Annotated in this window: 14 protein-coding genes and 1 riboswitch; of the genes, 8 read left to right on the top strand and 6 right to left on the bottom strand. The window is 46.7% G+C overall.

From position 1 onward, the window contains the following. Window positions 1-23: 23 nt before the first annotated feature. Together AB0763_RS02620 and AB0763_RS02615 are read right to left on the bottom strand one after the other, a co-directional pair. Window positions 24-674 carry a TetR/AcrR family transcriptional regulator gene (locus AB0763_RS02620; RefSeq protein WP_306101000.1) on the bottom strand — a complete coding sequence of 217 codons (651 nt, stop codon included), beginning with the start codon at window positions 672-674 and terminating at the stop codon, window positions 24-26. A gap of 967 nt (window positions 675-1,641) precedes the next feature. Continuing rightward, window positions 1,642-2,196 carry a single-stranded DNA-binding protein gene (locus AB0763_RS02615; RefSeq protein WP_306100999.1) on the bottom strand — a complete coding sequence of 185 codons (555 nt, stop codon included), beginning with the start codon at window positions 2,194-2,196 and terminating at the stop codon, window positions 1,642-1,644. Between the two features lie 384 nt (window positions 2,197-2,580). Between AB0763_RS02615 and AB0763_RS02610 the strand changes: the two genes are divergently transcribed. The 3 genes from AB0763_RS02610 to AB0763_RS02600 all read left to right on the top strand — a co-directional run bounded on the left by AB0763_RS02610 (window position 2,581) and on the right by AB0763_RS02600 (window position 8,715). Next, on the top strand, window positions 2,581-3,225 hold the full coding sequence (locus tag AB0763_RS02610; protein WP_306100998.1) for a response regulator transcription factor: 645 nt from the start codon (window positions 2,581-2,583) through the stop codon (window positions 3,223-3,225). A 464-nt stretch (window positions 3,226-3,689) separates the two neighbouring features. Beyond that, complete coding sequence (gene uvrA, locus AB0763_RS02605; RefSeq protein ID WP_306100997.1) at window positions 3,690-6,521, top strand: excinuclease ABC subunit UvrA; 2,832 nt, start codon at window positions 3,690-3,692, stop codon at window positions 6,519-6,521. Window positions 6,522-6,855: 334 nt separating this feature from the next. Then, window positions 6,856-8,715 (top strand): PglL family O-oligosaccharyltransferase, encoded by a 1,860-nt coding sequence (locus tag AB0763_RS02600; protein ID WP_306100996.1) that lies wholly within the window; start codon window positions 6,856-6,858, stop codon window positions 8,713-8,715. Window positions 8,716-8,950: 235 nt separating this feature from the next. On the opposite strand, the gene AB0763_RS02595 is transcribed toward AB0763_RS02600, so the two are convergent. The 3 genes from AB0763_RS02595 to AB0763_RS02585 form a co-directional block, all read right to left on the bottom strand. After that, on the bottom strand, window positions 8,951-9,337 hold the full coding sequence (locus tag AB0763_RS02595; protein ID WP_306100995.1) for a VOC family protein: 387 nt from the start codon (window positions 9,335-9,337) through the stop codon (window positions 8,951-8,953). Window positions 9,338-9,676: 339 nt separating this feature from the next. Beyond that, the gene (locus tag AB0763_RS02590) at window positions 9,677-10,798 is read right to left on the bottom strand and encodes an alanine--glyoxylate aminotransferase family protein (protein ID WP_306100994.1); all 1,122 of its coding nucleotides are present in this window, start codon (window positions 10,796-10,798) and stop codon (window positions 9,677-9,679) included. A 319-nt stretch (window positions 10,799-11,117) separates the two neighbouring features. Continuing rightward, complete coding sequence (locus AB0763_RS02585) at window positions 11,118-12,041, bottom strand: LysR family transcriptional regulator (RefSeq protein ID WP_306101241.1); 924 nt, start codon at window positions 12,039-12,041, stop codon at window positions 11,118-11,120. A gap of 237 nt (window positions 12,042-12,278) precedes the next feature. Here AB0763_RS02585 and AB0763_RS02580 point away from each other — a divergent pair, with 237 nt between their 5' ends. The 4 genes from AB0763_RS02580 to AB0763_RS02565 all read left to right on the top strand — a co-directional run bounded on the left by AB0763_RS02580 (window position 12,279) and on the right by AB0763_RS02565 (window position 16,647). Next, window positions 12,279-12,593, top strand: a complete 315-nt coding sequence (locus tag AB0763_RS02580; RefSeq protein ID WP_306100993.1) for a DUF1330 domain-containing protein — start codon at window positions 12,279-12,281, stop codon at window positions 12,591-12,593. Between the two features lie 11 nt (window positions 12,594-12,604). Beyond that, window positions 12,605-13,408, top strand: coding sequence for an SDR family NAD(P)-dependent oxidoreductase (locus tag AB0763_RS02575; RefSeq protein ID WP_306100992.1), 804 nt, complete (start codon window positions 12,605-12,607; stop codon window positions 13,406-13,408). Window positions 13,409-13,689: 281 nt separating this feature from the next. Further along, a riboswitch (Lysine riboswitch) is annotated at window positions 13,690-13,866 on the top strand. Between the two features lie 93 nt (window positions 13,867-13,959). Beyond that, window positions 13,960-15,306 carry a lysine-sensitive aspartokinase 3 gene (lysC, locus tag AB0763_RS02570; RefSeq protein ID WP_306100991.1) on the top strand — a complete coding sequence of 449 codons (1,347 nt, stop codon included), beginning with the start codon at window positions 13,960-13,962 and terminating at the stop codon, window positions 15,304-15,306. A gap of 378 nt (window positions 15,307-15,684) precedes the next feature. Then, a complete protein-coding gene (locus AB0763_RS02565) occupies window positions 15,685-16,647 on the top strand; it encodes a transposase (RefSeq protein WP_306100990.1) in 963 nt (320 codons plus the stop codon). A gap of 268 nt (window positions 16,648-16,915) precedes the next feature. Here AB0763_RS02565 and metH read toward each other — a convergent pair whose 3' ends face one another. Beyond that, window positions 16,916-20,596 carry a methionine synthase gene (metH, locus tag AB0763_RS02560; RefSeq protein WP_306100989.1) on the bottom strand — a complete coding sequence of 1,227 codons (3,681 nt, stop codon included), beginning with the start codon at window positions 20,594-20,596 and terminating at the stop codon, window positions 16,916-16,918. A gap of 196 nt (window positions 20,597-20,792) precedes the next feature. On the opposite strand from metH, the gene AB0763_RS02555 reads away from it, so the two are divergent. Next, window positions 20,793-22,124 carry a sodium:proton antiporter gene (locus AB0763_RS02555; protein ID WP_306100988.1) on the top strand — a complete coding sequence of 444 codons (1,332 nt, stop codon included), beginning with the start codon at window positions 20,793-20,795 and terminating at the stop codon, window positions 22,122-22,124. Window positions 22,125-22,195: the final 71 nt, after the last annotated feature.

Genomic DNA, 22,195 nt, shown 5'->3' with positions numbered 1-22,195 from the left:
GCTGTGGCGGGGCAAGTTGTCTCTCACTCTTGGCACTTCGACTCCGTTTGTAAAAAACCGTGACGGATCACGTGGAGATTGTGTTGATATAAGCGCTTGAGAAAGTCCTCACTAAGCTCAATATGATGCATTTGATAAAACGCAGGGGGCGCCAAAAAAGGAAAGACCATTAAACTGAGATAACTAATACGCGCCAAACGGCTATCAATATCAGGCTGAAGTAGATGATTATCGGCAATATGGGCAAATAAACGTTCAATCAGTGACGTAATATCGCCAAAAATACCGTCGAGCAATTGCCTGGGGGTTTCGTGGTTAGCGCCATACAATGTTTGAAAAATGAGACGAGGAAAATCAGGCACTTTGCCCATTTCTTGATAGTAGATTTCCATTAATTGATAAAAAGAGTCTGGGGATTGTTGTGCCAACAGACGCTCAATATTACTCAACATCGGCGCGATGGTTTCTCGTATCACCGCTTCAAACAACCCCGCCTTGTCAGTGAAGTAATAATGGATAAGCGCACTGTTCACCCCAGCGTTTTTGGCCACCATACGCAGTGAAACTTGGGCGTAGGGCTTGGAGACAAACAGCGCTCGCGCCTGATGAATTAATGTTTCTCGAGCTTGCGTAGGCTGTTGTGGACGCCCCGCTCGGCGTGGTGGCTCTGCCATGATATTCCCTCATCAAAGACCTCCTATAACAAGGCAGGGTCGATGCAAATTAATCACTTGATTAATTATAGGCAGAAGCACAGTGATTAGGCGAATGGATTAATTCACTGTTTGAGGTGTTTTTGATGAATATCAAGACGGGGAGAGCTCCCTCAGTGAAACACAGTATGAGACAGTGAAAAACAGTCAAACACAGTGTAAGACAGTAAAAAACAGTAAAACCTAGATCTGAACTTTGATAGCTGTGTTCCCCTGTCATTTACTGTGTTTAGCGCAGCGGACTGTGTTTTACTTTATTTACGGGACACCCATGTATTTAATCACCTCAAAATTGATGGCTGTCCTAAAAAGAGCGTTGCAGTGAGTGACGAAATCAAAGTGCAGGATAATCGGGGTCGGATTCGCGAGATCGCTATAATCACCACGGCGATCAACGTTTGTTGATCCGCCCCCTATAGCTCGAACTGACTTAGCAAAGACAAACTAAACTCACCAACCCACACAAATGACTGCGCCTACATCAACACTGATTCTTAGTCCATTAAACTCATCACGTCTAGGGGTCGGATCCGCACAGCACAGAGCGCTAGGTCAGTCAGTCTATCTCGCAAATCCGACCCCGTTTGAGTTAGAAAAGAACCAGTTACAGGACACCCATGTATTTCACCGCAAACAAATTGGTGGGTGTCCTGAACTTTTTCCCTGTGTTTAGCGCAGCGGACTGTGTTTTACTGTGTCACACTGTCTTTCACTGTCTTTTCCTTGCCACTTGAGCGAAGCGTCCTTGCAGTGAAACGATCTTGCAGCGCAGCGATCTTCTTTTTAAGCGCAGCGATCTATCTTTTCCCTGTGTTAAGCGAAGCGAACTGTGTTTTACTGTGTTTTACTGTGTCACACTGTCTTTCACTGTCTTCTTAAAAAAAACCACTCGCGAGGAGTGGTTTCTAACAACATAAACAGGCCGAGATTAAAACGGAATATCGTCGTCAAAATCCATTGGTGGCTCATTGTACTGCTGAGCCGGCGGCTGCTGTTGCGGCGCTTTCGGGGCCGATTGTGCTGGCGCTGGAGAAGATTGAGGCTGCTGATACTGAGGCTGTTGTGGTTGACCCCAGCCTTGTTGACCGCCGGCAGGTTGGCCGCCTTGACCCATAGGGGCACCGCCACCTTGACGACCGCCAAGCATTTGCATCACACCGTTAAAGCCTTGTACAACCACTTCGGTGGTGTAACGGTCTTGACCGCTTTGATCTTGCCATTTACGCGTCTGCAATTGCCCTTCAATGTAAACTTGAGAGCCTTTGCGCAGGTACTCACCCGCCACTTCCGCCAACTTGCCAAACAAGGCCACGCGGTGCCATTCGGTTTTTTCACGCTGTTCGCCAGTCGCTTTATCGCGCCATGACTCCGAAGTTGCAAGAGTCAGGTTCGCTACAGCGCCACCACTGGGCATATAACGGATTTCAGGGTCGTTACCTAGATTACCAACTAAGATAACTTTGTTAATTCCACGGCTCGCCATAGTGTGCTCCGTTTGAGGTTCTGATTGGATAATTAGCGACTAAGGATACCACGCTTTACCTTGGAAACAAGTTCAAAGCGGCTACCTGTTCTGATTATATGCGCTGTCACCCTCCGTGGGGGCAGAATGCGAAAAAATGTTACGCCTTTCTCAATTATGGCGCCAGTGGATGAGTAAAAAGCCAACGAGCTTCCCAAATATTTTTTTCTCGATTGGAAAAATCCCGACTAGCTAACCAAGCTCTTTTCAGTGAGCAGAGAGCCATCACCGACTCGCCCTCAACGCATCATCGGAGGCGGCCTTTGACCACACACTAAGTTCATACCAAGGCAACACCATAATAAAAACATCAAAACCACTACCCATACCGACAAGGAGTCTAGCATGAACAGTAACACTTACTACCAGCGCCAACTCATCATGTTAAGCAGCCACGATAAGCCCGTGATGGCCAGCCAACTAACGGAAGCATTGGCAGAACACAACCAATCACTGACAGTGTGTAAGGTGGCAAACCTCGGGCAGCTCGATATCCCACACAAAGTGTTTCTGATTGATTTTTTTGAGTCAGAACTCGTGCTGGCGGAAGCCAAACGTCACAAGGTCGACCTCTACAAACACGATGTGATCATCATCAACGGGCGTGATTCATTGCCAACCGACAACTTATTGCGCTTTGGTTGTCTCAAGGGCTTTTTTCAGCGTGAATCACCGTTAAGTGCCATTACCCATGGCATTAGTAATATTCTCAACAACAAAGACTGGTTGCCGCGTCAAATTGCCAGCCAACTGCTGTACTACTACCGCGAAAGCACTTTAAATCGCATTGCCTACGCCAAAGGGCTGTTGACCGCTCGCGAACAAGAAGTCTTGGAGTGCTTGGGACTCGGCGAAACCAATTCAGAAATCAGTGACAAGCTCTACATCAGTGAGCACACAGTTAAAACCCATATCCATCACATCTATAAAAAAATTGATGTTGGCAATCGCACTCAAGCCATGTACTGGGCTCGTAACAATTTGCATTAATAAGCAGTGAAACACAGTTTAAAACAGTCAAACACAGTATGAGACAGTGAAACACAGTAAAACCTAGAGCTAAGCGTGAGCGCTGTGTTTCACTGTGTTAAGCGCAGCGGACTGTGTTTCACTGTTATTGACTGTCTTTCACTATCTTTACCTTGCCCCTTTAGCGAAGCGTCCTTGCAGTGAAACGATCTTGCAGCGCAGCGACCTGTTTTAAATCAAAGTGTAAAACAGTCAAACACAGTATAAGACAGTGTAAAACAGTAAAACCTAGAGCTAGGCGTTGAGCGCTGTGTTTCACTGTGTTAAGCGCAGCGGACTGTGTTTCACTGTTATTGACTGTCCTTCACTGTCTTTCCTTAAGCACAGCGACCTTCTTTTTACTGTTTCTTTATACAGTTCTCACTTCCCTCTTTTGCCCAGAGTATGCCATACTAAGGCTTGGTAACCTGTTTAGAGCGGTGAAAATGGATAAGATCGAAGTACGCGGTGCCCGCACTCATAACTTAAAAGACATCAACCTAACCATTCCTCGAGATAAACTGATTGTGATCACGGGGCTATCGGGTTCAGGCAAATCCTCATTGGCCTTTGATACTCTCTATGCCGAAGGGCAAAGACGCTATGTTGAGTCCCTCTCAGCTTACGCGCGCCAGTTTTTATCCTTAATGGAAAAACCCGATGTCGACCACATTGAAGGCTTGTCGCCAGCGATTTCGATCGAGCAAAAATCCACCTCACACAACCCTCGCTCAACCGTCGGCACCATTACCGAAATCTACGATTATCTGCGCTTGTTGTATGCGCGCGTCGGTGAGCCTCGCTGCCCAGATCACGATGAGCCACTAGCGGCACAAACCGTGAGCCAAATGGTTGATAAAGTCTTGGAACAAGCTGAAGGCAGCCGCTGGATGCTCCTTGCTCCAATCATTAAAGAGCGCAAAGGCGAACACAGTAAAACCCTGCAAAACCTCGCCGCTCAAGGTTTTATCCGCGCTCGCATCGATGGCGAGATCTGCGACCTATCCGATCCACCGTCGCTCGAACTACAAAAGAAACACACGATAGAAGTGGTGGTCGACCGCTTTAAGATTCGCGACGACTTGCAACAGCGCTTGGCCGAATCGTTCGAAACCGCCCTAGAGCTCACTGGCGGCGTGGTAGTGGCCTCTTCGATGGACGAGCCTGGCAACGACATCGTCTTTTCGGCTAACTTCGCCTGTTCACAATGTGGCTACAGCATGCAAGAGCTCGAGCCAAGGCTGTTTTCGTTCAACAACCCAGCCGGCGCCTGTTCGACCTGTGATGGCCTTGGCGTGCAACAGTACTTCGACGCCGACCGCGTGGTCACCGACCCATCGCTCAGTTTGGCCGATGGGGCAATTCGCGGTTGGGACAAACGAAATTTTTATTACTATCAAATGCTCAGCGCCTTAGCAGAGCATTATGATTTTGATCTTTCCACGCCGTTCGAAAAACTGCCAAAGAAAATTCAATCGGTTATTTTGCAAGGCTCTGGCCGTCAAAATATTGAGTTTAAATACGTCAATGACCGCGGTGATATGCGCGTCAAACGCCATCCTTTTGAAGGCATTCTCAACACGCTTGAACGCCGCTACCACGAAACCGAATCGAACAGCGTTCGCGAAGATCTCAGCAAGTTGATTTCAACCAAATCTTGCGCCAGTTGTGGTGGCACCCGCTTGCGTCAAGAAGCTCGCCACGTGTTTATCGGCGACACCAACTTGCCGACCATTACCGAACTCAGCATTGGCGACACCTTGCGCTTTTTCGAGAACTTAGAGCTCACAGGGCAGCGTGCCAAAATCGCCGAAAAAGTCATGAAAGAGATCCACGACCGCTTGCACTTTTTGGTCAATGTGGGGCTCAATTATCTCAACCTATCGCGCAGTGCAGAAACCCTCTCCGGCGGTGAAGCGCAACGCATTCGACTGGCGAGCCAAATTGGCGCTGGTTTGGTTGGCGTGATGTACGTTCTCGATGAGCCTTCGATTGGCTTGCATCAACGCGACAACGAACGCTTGCTCAAAACCCTCAATCACCTGCGTGATCTTGGTAATACCGTTTTGGTCGTCGAACACGATGAAGACGCCATTCGCAGTGCCGATCACGTGATCGACATCGGCCCCGGCGCTGGGGTTCATGGCGGCAGTATCTGTGCACAAGGCAGCGTTGAAGACATCATCGCCACTGAAGATTCATTAACCGGCCAATACTTAAGTGGCCGACAAGCGATTGCCGTACCTGCACAGCGCACCCCGGTCGACAAGAAAAAAATGGTCAATTTGAGTGGCGCCAGTGGCAACAACCTCAAGGACGTTGACTTCAATCTGCCCGTCGGTCTATTCACGTGTATCACCGGTGTATCGGGGTCAGGTAAATCGACCTTGATCAACGATACGTTTTTCAAAATTGCCCACACCGCGCTCAATGGCGCCACCACAGCCAAACCGGCGCCGTATAAAAAGATCAAAGGATTGGAGCACTTCGACAAAGTCATCGACATTGATCAAAGCCCGATTGGCCGCACGCCGCGCTCTAACCCTGCGACCTACACAGGGATTTTCACGCCAATACGCGAATTGTTTGCCGGCACACAAGAGTCACGCTCTCGTGGCTACAAACCTGGCCGCTTTAGTTTTAACGTGCGCGGCGGCCGCTGTGAAGCTTGTCAGGGTGACGGTGTCATCAAAGTTGAAATGCACTTTTTACCCGATGTCTATGTCCCTTGCGATACTTGCCAAGGGAAACGCTACAACCGCGAAACCCTCGACATTCGCTACAAAGGCAAAACCATTGCGGAAGTACTTGAATTAACAGTTGAAGACGCTCGTGAGTTCTTTGCCCCCGTGCCGGTAATAGCCCGTAAACTGCAAACTCTGATCGACGTCGGCTTGTCTTACATTCGCCTCGGTCAAGCGGCCACTACCTTGTCTGGTGGTGAAGCGCAGCGCGTTAAATTAGCTCGTGAGCTATCAAAACGCGACACAGGCAAAACGCTATACATTCTCGATGAGCCAACGACAGGGTTGCACTTTCACGATATTGCTCAGCTACTTACCGTTCTTCATCAGCTAAGGGATCGCGGCAATACCGTGGTGGTCATCGAGCACAATCTCGACGTGATCAAAACCGCTGACTGGATTGTCGACCTCGGGCCAGAGGGGGGGCAAGGCGGCGGCGAAATCATTGCGCAAGGCACGCCAGAAGACGTTGCTAAAGTAGTTGGTTCGCACACCGCACGCTTTCTTGGCCCATTATTGACGGCAAAAAATTAACCCCAACAAACGTGTGAAGCGCAAAGAAAAAGTGAGTGGTGAGCCACGGCTAAAGCCACTTACCGCTTTGATGCGCTTCAATTTCTCACTGGCGCTTGATATGGTAGCTTATTGACTTAGCGGGGCGTTCGCGGCTGTTCGAGAAGACAATCAAAACCGATTGGATAACGAGAACCGCTGCGTAAAAAGAGAGAAGAAATAAATATTTAAAATAAACAAATGGTTAAACAGTAACTCTAACCATTTTTTAAACACTGTTATCGAGCTTTTTATTAGCGACTCAAATGCTAAATGATTGAATCTCGTTGGGATCACAACCCACGTTAAGAGAGACATGGCATCATCGAGTGCAATAAACCAAGCCAATAACGCCCAGCTTTTGCTACCGTCACCCGACGTTGACCGAAAAAGAGAACCTAACACCATGGCCATCGTTCACTACAGCGGCACCAAACTGGCTCCAAAGCCAATCGTTTTACCTCTAACTCGACTGTTTATGGTCTCCATGGCCGTGTTGTATTTATTCGCTATGCACATTTTTTTGCCCAACAGCGGCGGAGAAGGCTTTTCGCTCCCCTTTAACCTCACCACGTGGATTGCCGCGTCTTGGATTATTGGCATTGGTTTGTGGCAGGCATGGCGTATGAACACTTGGCGAGTCAGCAAACTCAGCGTCTTGTTGTTGGTGGTCTGCGTCTTGATGAGCCTGCCGATATTCTACCCCGAATCCGACCTAAGCCACGCGCTTCCTCGCCTGGTGGGACTCTGGGCTGGTTGGCTTTTTTTATCAGTATTACAACAATTTAAGCTGAACAACAATCAAAAGCAGAGCTTGCTATTTTTGATTATTCTCGCCGCCAATATCGAAGCGCTGTTCGCCTATTATCAATACTTTTTACTCGATGCCGACAACTTGCTCGGTTACAACATCGACAGCAACCGGCCCTATGGGATCTTTCAACAGCCAAATGTGATCTCAAGCTTTTTGGCCACGGGGCTCATCTTAGCCACCTATTGCTTTGCTCGTTTGCCCTATAAATACAACAAACACTGGTTTATTCACGCCGTGTGTTTGGTCACACCAACAATTTTATTACCGCTGATCATCATGATCGCCTCACGCACCGCTTGGCTGGCGACTTTCGTCTCATTAGTGCTGATGCTGCCGTATTTGCGCCGTTTTGTCCCTTGGCGACGTGCAATGACCTGGGCGATGATGTGTTTGATCGGCATCGTACTCGGCGCAGGGCTTATCACCGACCAGCAACTCGACGGCGAAAGTGTCGCCGCACAAAAACTCGGGCTCACCTCATCGCGCTCATTTACTTACCCGCAAAGCCTGGACATGCTGATCGAAAAACCCTTTAGTGGCTATGGATACGGGCGCTTTGAAGAAAGCTATATTTTGTATACCGCCCATCAACACGCCCTCAATCCAGACTACCCTGCCGGTTTGCCCAACCTCACTCACCCACAAAACGAGCTGTTGTACTGGGGCGTAGAAGGTGGTGCTCTGCCCTTACTGGGTATTCTCATTGCGGGGTGTTATGTGATTTATCGCCTGCGACGTGGTAAACCGGGTACGCGCTTAGCCACCTTTTCGATCTTGGTACCGATACTATTGCATACCCAACTCGAGTATCCGTTCTATCTATCGTCAATTCACTGGCTTTCATTTTTGATCTTGCTTTACTGGATCGATCAGCGCGGTGGAAAAATCTACGACTTACCGCTGTGGAGAGGCTGGAAAAAAGGATTGCAAGTGAGCTGCTGGCTTATTCCAACCGTGACTACTCTGGTGTTGGTGACCACTTTACAAAGCGGGCTGGCTCTCACCCGTTACGAGGCCGAAGGGGAAGATCACCCCGAGCAACTGAGTGCTTTACTCAACGCCTACCTGTGGCAAGACCGACTCGACAAAGCGCGTTACACCGCCGACCTAAAAGACGGCCTCAGAGACCAAGACCCCATTGCTCTTGAGCGCTATATCCATTGGGCATTAGGCATGATTCAAAATCAACCTAGAACGGAATACTACCGCAATTTACTCACCGCTTATCGTCAACTTGACATGCCGTTAAAAGTCCAACAGGTGAAAAAAGAGGCCGATTTCTTGTTCCCGGGACACGACTTTGCCCCCGATAACAACGCGCCAAAAGGCACCGCGACCACCCCGCTAAACCGCGCTTTGTAGTGGGGCAGTGAAAAACAGTGTAAGACAGTGAAACACAGTATGAGACAGTACAAGATAGTTAAACACAGCGAACTGTATCACACTGTCATTCACTGTCTTTTTCCTAACTTTTAAAGGGACAGGCAAGATATCCCAGACATCCACCTTCATATTAGGAAGGCAGTTATCGCTTCTATATTAGGACAGGCAACCTATCGACTTGTATTTAATGATGCATTGACTATCTAGCCTGTCCTTATATTGATTCATCTTGCCCTTCAAACATCACATGCAATTTGTTCCCATCAAGATCGCGGCAATAAGCACCGTAGTAATGAGGACGATAACGATATCCCGGTGCACCTTCATCAGAACCACCTAGATCCAGCGCCTTTTGGTGAAACGCATCCACTTCAGCTCGAGATCGCGCCTGAAAAGTAACCTGAACACCATTACCAACGGTCGCAGGCTTTTGATTAAAAGGGGTTAATACCCAAAAGCAACTCGTCCCACCAATTGGGCCATAACCGATTTCACCCTCAACTTGCATGGTGCGCTCCATCCCGACTACGGCGAGTAACTGATCATAAAACTCACCCGCTTTGTGTAAATCTCGACTACCAAGTGTGACTCCGACTAACATAATCGCTCCTTAAAAAGCATAAAAATACACCGCACAGTCTAACGGCTTCAAAGCGCAAGTGAAACCAAAGTCAAAACGGTGGCATAACGCAGCTTGTACACTCTGTGTTTATAGTAAAGGGGATGGATTAGATAAAGGGACAAGCAATATTTCAACCAAATAGGTCCAACAAACAATAAAAAGGACAAAGATAAAAGCAAAGATAAAAGGACAGGCCAAATAATGCCCTCACCAAATTATCGCGAGGATTATCTAGCCAAGATAAAAGGACAGGCCAAATAATGCCCTCACCAAATTATCGCGAGGATTATCTAGCCTGTCCCATTATGTCAGTATCACTTAATCTCTGAGTACTTTTTCCAAGGCGTGTAAACAAAGGGCGACATTTTCCTCACGGGCACCATAGCCCATCAAACCGACACGCCATGCTTGCCCAGCCATCTTGCCTAGCCCTGCACCAATTTCGAGATTAAAACGCTGCAATAGTTGATAACGCACCAAGGCCTCTTCAACGCCAGAGGGAACCCGAATGGCATTGAGTTGCGGCAACCTTACATCATCGTCCACAATAAATCCTATGTCTAAGTCGCTCAAACCATGCACCAGCAGTTGATGCATGTCCCGATGTCGTTGCCAGCTTTTTTCTAAGCCCTCATTAGCCAGCATCACCAACGACTCGTGAAGTGCATAAAGACTATTAACCGGAGCAGTATGATGATAACTTCGCTGATTCTGACCTCCCCAATAACCCAAAATTAGGTTTTGGTCGAGAAACCAACTTTGCACAGGGGTTTGACGCGATTGCATTTTGTGTACCGCACGCTCAGAAAAAGTCACCGGCGATAAACCTGGTACACACGATAAACACTTCTGACTGCCAGAATACACCGCATCGAGTTGCCAATCATCGACATACAATGGCACCCCACCTAAAGATGTCACCGCATCAACAATAGTCAATGCTTGAAACTGCTTAGCAATATCAGAGAGCGCCTTGGCATCAGATAACACACCGGTAGAGGTTTCTGCATGAACGAAAGCGAGTAATCGGCAATCGGGATGCTGCTCAAAAGCGTGTTTTACTTTGTTCACGCTAACCGGTTGCCCCCATTCATCATCAACCACAATAGGCTCACCGCCACAGCGTATAACATTCTCTCTTAAGCGCTCGCCGAACACCCCATTTCGACACACAATCACTTGATCGCCAGGTTCAACTAAATTGACAATACAGGCTTCCATCCCCGCACTACCCGGAGCAGAAATAGGAAAAGTCAGCTCATTTTTAGTTTGAAAGGCATAGCGCAATAGCTGTTTTATTTCATCCATTAGCGATATAAAACAAGGATCTAGGTGACCTATTGTTGGCCGACTCAGCGCTTGTAATACTTGTGGTGAAATGTCTGACGGCCCCGGGCCCATCAAGGTTCGTTGCGGCGGGTAAAAGCGTTCAAATGTCATGCTGATTCCTTAGCTGTGCGAGTGATTAACCCATCTACCATATCACTCAGCTGATGGTCCGCAAGACCAAGTCAATATCTTTGAACAGCACCACTCATTTTTCCTCAATACCCACATCTCTTTAACAGCATTCATCACAGCAAAAAACAGCCCCCAAAAAGGACAGGCAAGATTTAGCGACATAAGAAAAGTCATAAAAGGACAGGCGGGAATGACAAAAAGGACAGACTGATAACCTATAGCTAATTACAAAAGACGAACAATCTTGCCTGTCCTCATTTGAATTTTACCAAACAGCTTCTACTGCAATAACGCCAGGTTATTTAGACTGTCCTGTTATTTCGCTATTTGGGCTGTCCCAATAAGGCTCTGGTCCAAAACGTTCGGAGAAAAAGTCGATAAATGCTCGTACTTTAGGCGCTAACATTCTGGAGCTTGGATAAACCGCCCAAATTGCCGAGTCCGTTTTGAGACGGTAATCAGTCAAGACTTCTACCAACTCACCATTTTGAAGCGATTGATTGCAACACCACGTCGAGCAAATAGCAATCCCTAAACCAGCAATACAGGCATCGCGTACGGCCTCACCATTATCGGCAAAAAAATGTCCCTTCGGCTTGATCGCTAACTCGCCTTTGGCTGTTTCGAACAAACACGTTTCGGTACCACTTAAATGCAAAAAGCGATGCTCCATTAAATCATTGGGGTGTTCTGGCTGCCCATACTGTTCGATGTAATCTGGAGACACACACAAACGTCGGGTATCCGAGGCCAATTTCCTCGCAACTAAAGTGGAGTCTTTCAATGCGGCATTGCGGATTGCCACATCAAAACCACCTTCAACCAAATCGATAATGCTATCGGACAGTCGAAAATCCAACGTCAGCTGAGGGTAGTGCTGGGTAAACTCTTTCATTAATGGAATCAAATGCATACGGCCAAATGATGCAGGAGCGGAAATCCTTAACACCCCCTGAGGCACGGCTTTACCCGCGCCAACCGATGCCCGAGCTGACTCAACACTCTCTAGCACCTCTCTCGCATGTGGTAAAAATGCAATCCCTTCTTGAGTTAAAGAGACTTGCCGGGTCGTTCTGTGTACCAAACGTACATTTAACGACTGCTCTAATTTGCTGATGTAAGTACTCGCCACCGCAGGAGATAGCCCTAACGCACTGCCAGCCAAGCTGATGTTGTGAGTTGATGCCAAGCGGACAAACATCTTTAAATGCTCAATATTCATCATCGATTCCGTTGTGATTAAAAGCGAGAAAGAAGGTAAATCATGCTTATATTATTAAGAGTATCGATAGTGAATAAATTAACAAGTCATGATTATCAATTTTTTCTATAAAATCTTTATCGTTATTCGCCATTGTTCAACCTAATCACACCAGCTAAAGTCAATTTATCGCTGGCCATTAATGGTAAGGGTGGCCACCTAGACTTTGAATGTGATCTGTTATCGAGAGGACAAGTGATGACGCAAAAATATTTCTCCGTTTTAGAAGTCACGCCAACCAGTCAAGATTGGCTTGAAGAATACTCAGAAGTCGCCAGCCCACGAGTGGCTCACTACGGGGGGCGCTACATTGCAAAAACCACCGAACATATGACTCTTGAAGGCAACCGAGAACAGCCTGCAGTTCGCGCAATCATCGAATGGCCAAGTAAACAAGCCGCTCTCAACTTCATGCAAGATCCGCTTTATAAACCACAACTCGACGCCAGAACCCAGGGCTCAGTAAGCCATCATGCTTTACTTGAAGGGATTGATTTGGCTGAAGATAACTAAGAGAGATGAACATGAAAAAAACAATTTTAATTACCGGTGCCACCGATGGCATCGGCTACGAAACCGCAAAGTCTCTTGTCGAGATTGGCCATAATGTGATTGTTCACGGCCGAAACCCAGCCAAAGTAAAACAAGTTAGTGAGCAACTCATGGCGATAAACAGCACAGTGAACATTGAAGCCCTGATCGCTGATCTGTCTCAGCAAGAGGCGGTGAATACCATGACGACGCAGTTAGAAAGCCGAGATGGTCAGATCGATATCGTGATCAATAATGCGGGTATTTTCACAACATCAGCGCCTATTAATGAAAAAGGCTTAGATATTCGTTTTATGGTCAATACCTTAGCGCCATATCAAATCACGAAAGCGTTACTTCCATTAATGCCAAGCTCTGGCCGTGTCGTCAACCTCTCCTCTGCCGCGCAAAAATCTGTCAATCTCGACGCGCTTAAGGGCACAGTTCGTCTTGGCGATAACGATGCATACGCACAAAGTAAACTGGCTTTAACCATGTGGTCTCACGCCCTTGGCAACGCGCAAGGCAGTCACGGTCCTGTCATCATCTCAGTTAATCCTAAGTCCTTTTTGGGCAGTAAAATGGTCAATCAAGCCTACGGAATAGCGGGCAGCGACTTGAGCATTGGTGCCGACATTCTGGTCCGTGCAGCGTTATCTGATGAATTTGCGACAGCACAAGGTCGATACTATGACAATGATATTGGTGCATTTTCCGATGCCCACCCCGATACTTATCAAGCCAGTAAGGTTGAAAGCTTGATCGAGGCGATGGATCATTTATTAGCCGACCAATAAAGCCCCTCCGATAATGGCCAGATAAGAGATAATGGGACAGCCCCAATACTCTCTGACCTTAAAGAAATATCTTAAAGGGACAGGCTAGATAACGAGACAACATAAAAGGACAGCTTTAATTTGGGCTGTCCTTTTTATTAATTTGTAATTTGGACTGTCCTTATTTGTCACTAAATATAGCCTGTCCTGATATCTTCATGATCACGAATCTTATAAGCCAACTGAGATAACATGACTTTTCGATTGACAAAAAACGTATAAACACGTTCAATGGGCGGGCAAATTGCAGAAGAGGAGCATTGCCCAGGTAATTGTTTTGTGGAACCGCAAATCCAATACAAAACAAAGAGGGGGAGCAATGCCGAGGTAGATTTAAAGTGTGGTTTAAATCTGTCGGTTGACTTGGGTTGAATCCCATCAACTGTCATCAACTCAATTGATGAGGAGCTTCTGAGGTCTAGATTATCTATCTTTTTTTCCTCGCTGTTTTCCCTTCACTCTCTTCTCTCGGCGCATACTTTATTCATTTTTTAAGTCGTGGGAGAACAAACGTGAGCGCATTTAATGTTGCAAAATTTGGTGGTACTAGTGTTGCTGATTTCGAGGCAATGAGCCGTTGTGCAGCGATTGTAAAAAGCAATCCGCAAACTCGATTGGTGGTCAGCAGTGCTTGCTCCGGAGTCACTAACCTATTGGTTTTACTTGCTAATGGTGTTGCAGACATCGAGGAGCGTCAATCCATTATCACCAAACTTGAGCACATTCATTTTTCAATTTTAGAGCACCTTAACGATACTGATATGGTGCGCGTAGAACTCGAACGCATTTTAGATACCGTCCGTAGCTTAGCAGAAGCGTCTGCCATCCAAGTGAGCAACAAATTGACGGATCACCTCGTCGCTTGCGGTGAATTAATGTCGACTTATATACTCGCGCAACTGATGGTCGAACAAGGTCTCGATGCGGTAAGGTTTGATATTCGTGATGTGCTAAAAACCGACGACCAATTCGGCAGAGCAGAACCCGATGTGACACTAACAGGTCAACTGGCCATGGAAACACTACGCCCTTTATGTGAGGCAAAAGTTGTTGTTACCCAAGGTTTTATTGGTTCAGATGATGCGGGCAATACCACAACACTAGGGCGAGGTGGCAGTGACTACAGCGCCGCTCTCATTGCAGAAGCAGTGAAAGCACAAGGCCTACAAATTTGGACCGATGTCCCAGGGATTTATACCACCGACCCAAGAATAGCTCCGAATGCTTCTCCGATCCCTGAAATTAGCTTCAACGAAGCCTCTGAAATGGCGAACTTTGGCGCGAAAATTTTGCACCCAGCGACACTAGTTCCAGCACTTCGCCATGATATTCCTGTTTTTGTCGGTTCATCAAAAGCGCCCGAGCAAGGCGGTACCTGGATTCGTCATCAAGTCGAAAGCTCTCCTCAATTTAGAGCCCTTGCTTTGCGTAGTAATCAAACTATGGTTACTTTGCGCAGTGCAAAAATGTTCCACGCCTACGGATTCTTAGCAAAAGTTTTCGAAATTTTAGCCAAGCACAAGGTTTCTGTTGACTTGATCACGACCTCTGAAATCAGCGTTTCCATTACACTCGACAAAACCGACACCTCCGGCGGCTCTCCAGAACTTCCTACTGAAGTAAGAGCAGAACTCGAAGAATTGGCCCACGTCGACGTAGAAAGAAATCTCAGTTTAGTTGCTCTCATTGGCAATCAAATGGAAACAAAGGGCTATGCAAAACAAGTATTTAGCACTTTGGGTGATTACCACCTTCGCATGATTTGTTACGGAGCAAGCGACCACAACCTGTGTTTCTTAGTCGATGCAGACGAAGCTAAAAATGTGGTACAAAAGCTTCATAGCACGCTATTTGAATAATATCGATTTGATTAAATTTTACCGATATGAAGATACTGGATGCCGATAGAGGCTGATTTCGATGAGGACTGTCCTTTTTATTTATATAAGGACAGCCCTTTTATTGTTTCCTCACTAATGATGCCCACCTCATTTCAACAACTAACTTCAATATCTAGCCTGTCCTTTTATCTATCCATTTCAACAACTAGCCACAATATCTAGCCTGTCCTTTTATCTATCCGTTACCATTCGTTTACTAAGTAAATCACTTTTTTGTTCAAAGTCATGTTTAATAAATACCATTTTTAGTGACACAAAACACAATAAAAGCCCAAAAACTATCACTTCTAAGCAAACTGATTAAACTGTATAAAAAAACAGCACATCGAGAACCTAATGACCACTGCACGCAAGCACCTCGTGAAAACAGAAGTAACGCCTTACTATCACTGTACTTCTCGCTGTGTAAGACGAACGTTTCTCTGTGGTAACGATCCTCTAACCGGACGTAGCTTTGAGCATCGTAAAGATTGGATTGAACAACGTCTTTGGTCATTAAGCGCCATCTTTTGTATTGATATTTGTGCCTATGCTATTATGAGTAACCACTATCATCTCGTGATACATATAAACACCTACAAAGCTGAAAGTTTAAGCAATACAGAAGTACTTAAGCGCTGGGAAAAAATCCATAAGATTCCTGCTAACTTACGGCTATTATTCAGGAAAACCACTCTAAACAAGCAAGAAAAAGCGTTAATTAACCGACACCTATCATTGTGGCGGCAACGTTTGTCGAGTTTGAGTTGGTTTATGAGAGAATTGAATATGGGCATTGCCCAACAGGCGAATAAAGAAGATAAGTGTACAGGGCATTTTTGGGAGAGTCGCTACACATCCAAAGCACTATTGGACGAGCAAGCCTTGATCAGCGCCATGGCATACACCGACTTAAACCCAATAAGAGCTAACATTGCCACTACACCGGAAAACTCAGCTTACACATCGATTCAACTTAGATGCAAAGCTCTAAAGGAAGAACAACCACAACCTAAACCATTGGCAATATTAAGCTCAGCCCATTACTCAAACGATACATTTACACTCCCTTTTAGCCTTTGCGATTACCTGAAATTTGTCGACTGGGTTGGCAGACTCATTAAAGAAGATAAGCCAGGAGCGATCCCCAAGAACATCCCAAGTATTTTGACAAGACTTAATTGGCCGCTAGAAACTTGCTGCCAATCTTATCGACGGTTTGGCCAAAAAGGAGTGCAATGGATTGGTAGCCAGGAAAGTGTCAACAGGGCTCAGTTGCAACTAAAGCGCAAGAAAATGAAAGCGCTGCGGCTATCATAATTAACTTTGCTCTTTGAGCTTCTCACGTTCCTATTTTGCAGTGATATAAACTTACTTTTCTATAAAAACACTATCCATTACGGGATAACGTTTTCTTACGCCATAAGCACACCACCGCAAAACTAAAAAAGCAGCTTCGTCGACAATTTTGTCCTTTCCTAGACGCGACTATGTATTAAATGCCCCATAAAAAACAGACTAATAAACAGACTGTCCTTTTTAGATAGTCCTTTTTATATATAAAAACAAGACTGTCCCTTTATAAAAATCACAAACCGATATTCGGCCCCAACCAGCGCTCTGCTTCTTCCAAAGACCACCCTTTTCTTTGCGCATAACTCTCTACTTGGTCTTGCTGGATCCCTGCAATCGCAAAGTATCTAGACTCTGGATGTGAAAAATACCACCCAGATACCGAAGCCCCAGGCCACATCGCATAGCTTGATGTCAGAGACATACCTATCGTCTCCTCAACATTGAGCATTTGCCACAAGGTTGCTTTTTCCGTGTGTTCAGGGCAAGCGGGATAACCGGGTGCGGGGCGAATACCTTGATATTTTTCTCGAATCAGCTCATCGTTAGACAGGTTTTCATCAGCAGCATAGCCCCAAATATCGGTGCGCATTTTTTCATGTAAATATTCCGCAAACGCCTCGGCCAAACGGTCGGCAACGGCTTGGATCATAATGGCGTTATAATCATCACCGGCGGCTTTATAAGCATCCGCTAACTCACGCTCACCAATCCCTCCAGTTACCGCAAAAGCGCCGATCCAATCTAATTGGCCACTGGCTTTAGGCGCAATGTAATCCGATAAACAGTAATTATACCCTTTGGGCTTCTCCGTTTGCTGGCGTAAGTTGAACAGGCGATGAGCCACTTCAGAGCGCGTTTCATCGCAATAGACTTCGATGTCATCCCCAACACTGGCCGCAGGGAATAAACCGCACAGACCACTGGCTTTTAATAAGCCTTCAGACTCCACCCGATCGAGCAAGGCGTTTGCATCATCAAATAATCGCTGTGCTTCTTGACCCACTTCTTCATGCTTGAGAATCGTTGGGTACTTACCCACGAGCCCCCAAGTCATAAAAAATGGCGTCCAGTCGATGTATTCTCGCAGCGTACTGACACTCATATTGTCATAAACATGGACACCCGGCTTGGCAGGGCTTGGCGGAGTATAATTTGCCCAGTCAATCGCCACTTTGTTTTCTTGGGCTTTTGCTAATGAGACAGGCTTGGTGCGCGGCTTTTTACGATTGTGTTGATCGCGCACTCGATCGTAGTCGGCATCAAGCTTGTCAACGAAATCTGGCCGCAATTCACTAGACAGTAATGACGTACACACCCCAACCGCTCTTGAGGCATTGTTCACATACACCACGGGTTGGTTATAGTTTTGTTCAATTTTGACTGCGGTATGCGCTTTCGATGTGGTTGCACCACCAATCAGCAAAGGCAATTCAAAGCCTTGACGCTCCATTTCTTTAGCAACGTGGACCATTTCATCGAGTGAAGGCGTAATAAGACCAGACAAACCAATGATGTCGACATTTTCTTCTTTGGCGACTTTCAAAATCGTCTCACACGGCACCATCACACCTAAGTCAATGATTTCATAGTTATTACATTGTAATACGACCCCTACAATATTCTTGCCGATATCGTGGACATCGCCCTTCACTGTCGCCAATAATATTTTCCCGTTCGAACTGCCCGCTTGTTTCTCTGCGTTGATGTAAGGCTCTAAGTGGGCAACGGCCTGCTTCATTACACGAGCCGATTTAACCACCTGAGGCAAAAACATTTTTCCTTCACCGAACAGATCGCCGACCACGTTCATCCCATCCATTAAGGGCCCTTCGATCACCTCAAGTGGCTTACTCGCCGCCACACGTGCTTGTTCGGTATCTTCGACAATAAATTCCGTGATCCCCTTAACCAAAGCGTGCTCTAAGCGCTTTTCTACCGGCCAAGTACGCCATTCTAACGCACTCGCATCATCGACTTTGCCTACCGCATTAGCTCGATATTCTTCGGCGATATCCAGCAAACGCTCTGTCGCATCATCACGACGGTTAAGTACCACGTCTTCCACGGCATCGCGCAAACTTTCTGGCACATTGTCGTAAATCTCCAATTGACCAGCGTTGACGATCCCCATGTCCATGCCGTGTTTAAAACAGTGGTACAAAAAGACGGCATGAATAGCTTCGCGCACATAATTGTTACCGCGAAATGAGAAAGACACATTCGACACCCCGCCAGACACCATGGCATGGGGTAAGTCGCGTTTGATATCGGCCACCGCACCAATAAAATCAACCGCATAGTTGTTGTGCTCATCAATCCCCGTCGCCACGGCAAAAATGTTAGGGTCAAAAATAATGTCTTCAGGCGGGAAGCCCACTTCATCCACCAAAATCCGATAAGCCTGAGTACAGATTTCAATTTTTCGCTCACGAGTATCGGCCTGTCCTTCTTCATCGAATGCCATCACGACGACAGCGGCGCCGTAGCGACGGATCAACTTAGCGTGATGAATGAACTTTTCCTTGCCTTCTTTCAGTGAGATAGAGTTAACAATCCCCTTGCCTTGAATGCATTTTAGACCGGCTTCGATCACCTCCCATTTCGACGAGTCGACCATGATCGGCACTTTCGATATTTCGGGCTCAGACGCACACAAGTTCAAAAAGCGCACCATGCACGCTTCGGCATCAAGCATGCCTTCATCCATATTGATGTCGATGATTTGTGCGCCATTTTCGACCTGCTGGCGAGCAACGTCTAACGCTTCATCGTAATTTTCTTCTTTTATGAGACGCTTAAATCGAGCCGACCCGGTGACATTGGTCCGTTCACCAACATTGATAAACAGACTGTCCTTATTAATGATCAGCGACTCAAGCCCCGACAACCGACACGATACTGAGTGCGTGGGCAATGAGCGCGGCGCAACCCCTTCCACCGCTTTGGCCATCGCTCGGATATGCTCAGGGGTCGTACCACAACAACCACCAACGAGGTTCAAAAATCCTGCGCGGGCCCATTCACCAATATGCTCGGCCATGTCGCGAGGAGACAAGTCATATTCGCCAAAGGCATTAGGCAAACCCGCGTTGGGGTGAGCAGACACATAAGTTTCAGAAATGCGGGACATTTCCGCCACGTACTGACGAAGTTCATCAGGACCAAGGGCACAGTTAAGGCCAAAGGAAAGCGGCTCAACATGACGAAGAGAATGATAAAAGGCTTCTGTGGTCTGTCCCGATAACGTTCGGCCGGAAGCATCAGTGATAGTCCCTGAGATCATCACTGGCAATCGATGACCCACTTCATCAAATACCGACTCAACAGCGAAGGCACACGCTTTGGCGTTCAAGGTATCAAAAATGGTTTCGATCATAATGAGATCGACACCACCAGCGATCAACGCACGGGTAGACTCAGAATATGCGACCACCAAATCATCAAAAGAGACATTGCGAAAACCTGGGTCATTGACGTCAGGCGAAATCGAGCACGTGCGGTTGGTTGGGCCTAACACACCAGCGACAAAACGCGGTTTTTCAGGGGTCTTTTCACTCCACTCGTCAGCCGCCAGACGGGCAAGCTTCGCCGCCTCTAGATTAATTTCAGCACTCAACGCCTGCATATCATAATCGGCCATCGCAATGGTCGTGGCATTAAAGGTATTGGTTTCGAGAATGTCGGCACCCGCGGCTAAATACTGACGGTGAATATCGACGATGATCTCAGGTTGCGATAACACCAACAAATCGTTGTTACCCTTAAGATCACAATGCCAATCGGCAAAACGTTGCCCGCGATAATCCGCTTCTTCTAAGCGAACCCCTTGGATCATGGTTCCCATGCCACCATCGATCAGCAAAATGCGCTTATTGAGCTCAGTTTCAATCTTTACTTGTCTGTCCTTTACCACGCGAAGTGCCTCTTCAATGACGTTAACTTTGGCTATATTAGCACATTAATTTTGGAACTCTAGATGGCTAAAATGTTTTTGTGAACTATCTTATACCCAATTTTCCTTGTGCATCAAAGTGCAAAAAAGTGTTTGCTATTTGTTCAGTAAGCGTTGAAAATTCACGACACATTTTTTTACAAATAAAGAGCAGCCCATGTCGGTATACACTACCCTTTGTTTTCTCTCCGCGGCGGCCATGATGATAGCGTTTATCAATAGCAAAATTGGTAAAATGCAAACCACCATTGCCATTACCGCTGGCGCAATGATGCTATCGCTTTTGATCTTAATTGCAGGTCAAAACCATTGGTTTCATTTAACTCAAATTGCGACAGAAACCGTCTCTAGTATCAACTTTGAAGATTTCTTGCTAAAAGGCATTTTAGGCTTCCTTCTCTTTGCCGGTGGTCTGGGGATCAAACTCCCGAACCTTCGAGATCAAAAATGGGAAATCGCCACACTTGCCCTCGGAGCCACTCTCTTCTCTACCTTTTTTATTGGCTTCGTCTTATACGGATTTTGTCACCTCATCAATATCGAACTCGACCTAGTTTACTGCTTATTGTTTGGCGCTTTGATCTCCCCTACCGACCCTATTGCCGTGCTGGCTATTGTCAAAAAGCTCAATGCACCAAAGCGAATTTCGACACAAATTGAAGGCGAATCCCTCTTTAACGATGGCTTCGGCTTAGTCATTTTCGTCACTCTATTTACCATCGCCTTCGGCACGGAAACGCCAACGATAAGCAGTGTGTCGATGCTATTTATCCAAGAGGCCCTTGGTGGAATCCTTTATGGCTTAGCTCTTGGCTTACTCTTTCACTATTTGATCAGTGCCACCAACGACCACTCGATGGAACTGTTACTCACCATTGGCGTCCCTACGGCTGGTTATGCCTTCGCAGAAATCCTCGACGTTTCCGGCCCGCTTGCCATGGTGGTCTCGGGAATTATGATTGGCAACTGGACACGCTACATCGGTTTTTCTAAAGAAAGTGAAGATCACCTCGACCACTTCTGGGAATTAGTCGATGAGTTTTTAAATGGTGTCTTATTTTTGTTGATTGGCCTAACCATGCTGTTGTTCCAATTTCACATCGAAGACTGGATTTTGATGATTTTTGCCGTACCGGCTGTCCTGTTATCTCGCTACTTAAGCGTCGCATTGCCCTATATCGGCTTCAAGCGCTACCGGACATACAACCCGTGGTCAATCCGCATCTTAACTTGGGGCGGCTTACGCGGCGGACTTGCCTTAGCCATGGCCCTTTCGATCCCATCCGGTATTTGGGTGATCCCAGACAAATTGATCGATGTACGCGAAGTCATTTTGGTAATGACTTACGCCGTGGTGGTATTTTCCATTTTAGTGCAAGGCTCAACCATTACGCCAATGATCGAAAAAGCCAAAATCGCTGAAAAAGACATGGAAGAAGAAATCGCCCCCCAAACAAATCAGGACAGGCAAGATAAAGTGATCGACTAGCTTATAGCTTATCGGGACAGGCAAGTTAAGACCGTTAAGGGGACAGGCAACTTTTACAGAACGTAAAAAAA

This window comes from Vibrio sp. HB236076 (assembly GCF_040957575.1).
Lineage (GTDB): Bacteria > Pseudomonadota > Gammaproteobacteria > Enterobacterales > Vibrionaceae > Vibrio.
This window is presented reverse-complemented; position numbering and strand designations above follow the sequence as displayed.

Excerpts from the sequence above, each read along its gene's own strand:
- AB0763_RS02620 (WP_306101000.1), bottom strand. The coding sequence starts at position 674 with ATGGCAGAGCCACCACGCCGAGCGGGGCGTCCACAACAGCCTACGCAA.
- AB0763_RS02615 (WP_306100999.1), bottom strand. The coding sequence starts at position 2,196 with ATGGCGAGCCGTGGAATTAACAAAGTTATCTTAGTTGGTAATCTAGGT.
- AB0763_RS02610 (WP_306100998.1), top strand. The coding sequence starts at position 2,581 with ATGAACAGTAACACTTACTACCAGCGCCAACTCATCATGTTAAGCAGC.
- uvrA (WP_306100997.1), top strand. The coding sequence starts at position 3,690 with ATGGATAAGATCGAAGTACGCGGTGCCCGCACTCATAACTTAAAAGAC.
- AB0763_RS02600 (WP_306100996.1), top strand. The coding sequence starts at position 6,856 with ATGGCATCATCGAGTGCAATAAACCAAGCCAATAACGCCCAGCTTTTG.
- AB0763_RS02595 (WP_306100995.1), bottom strand. The coding sequence starts at position 9,337 with ATGTTAGTCGGAGTCACACTTGGTAGTCGAGATTTACACAAAGCGGGT.
- AB0763_RS02590 (WP_306100994.1), bottom strand. The coding sequence starts at position 10,798 with ATGACATTTGAACGCTTTTACCCGCCGCAACGAACCTTGATGGGCCCG.
- AB0763_RS02585 (WP_306101241.1), bottom strand. The coding sequence starts at position 12,041 with ATGAATATTGAGCATTTAAAGATGTTTGTCCGCTTGGCATCAACTCAC.
- AB0763_RS02580 (WP_306100993.1), top strand. The coding sequence starts at position 12,279 with ATGACGCAAAAATATTTCTCCGTTTTAGAAGTCACGCCAACCAGTCAA.
- AB0763_RS02575 (WP_306100992.1), top strand. The coding sequence starts at position 12,605 with ATGAAAAAAACAATTTTAATTACCGGTGCCACCGATGGCATCGGCTAC.
- AB0763_RS02565 (WP_306100990.1), top strand. The coding sequence starts at position 15,685 with ATGACCACTGCACGCAAGCACCTCGTGAAAACAGAAGTAACGCCTTAC.
- AB0763_RS02555 (WP_306100988.1), top strand. The coding sequence starts at position 20,793 with ATGTCGGTATACACTACCCTTTGTTTTCTCTCCGCGGCGGCCATGATG.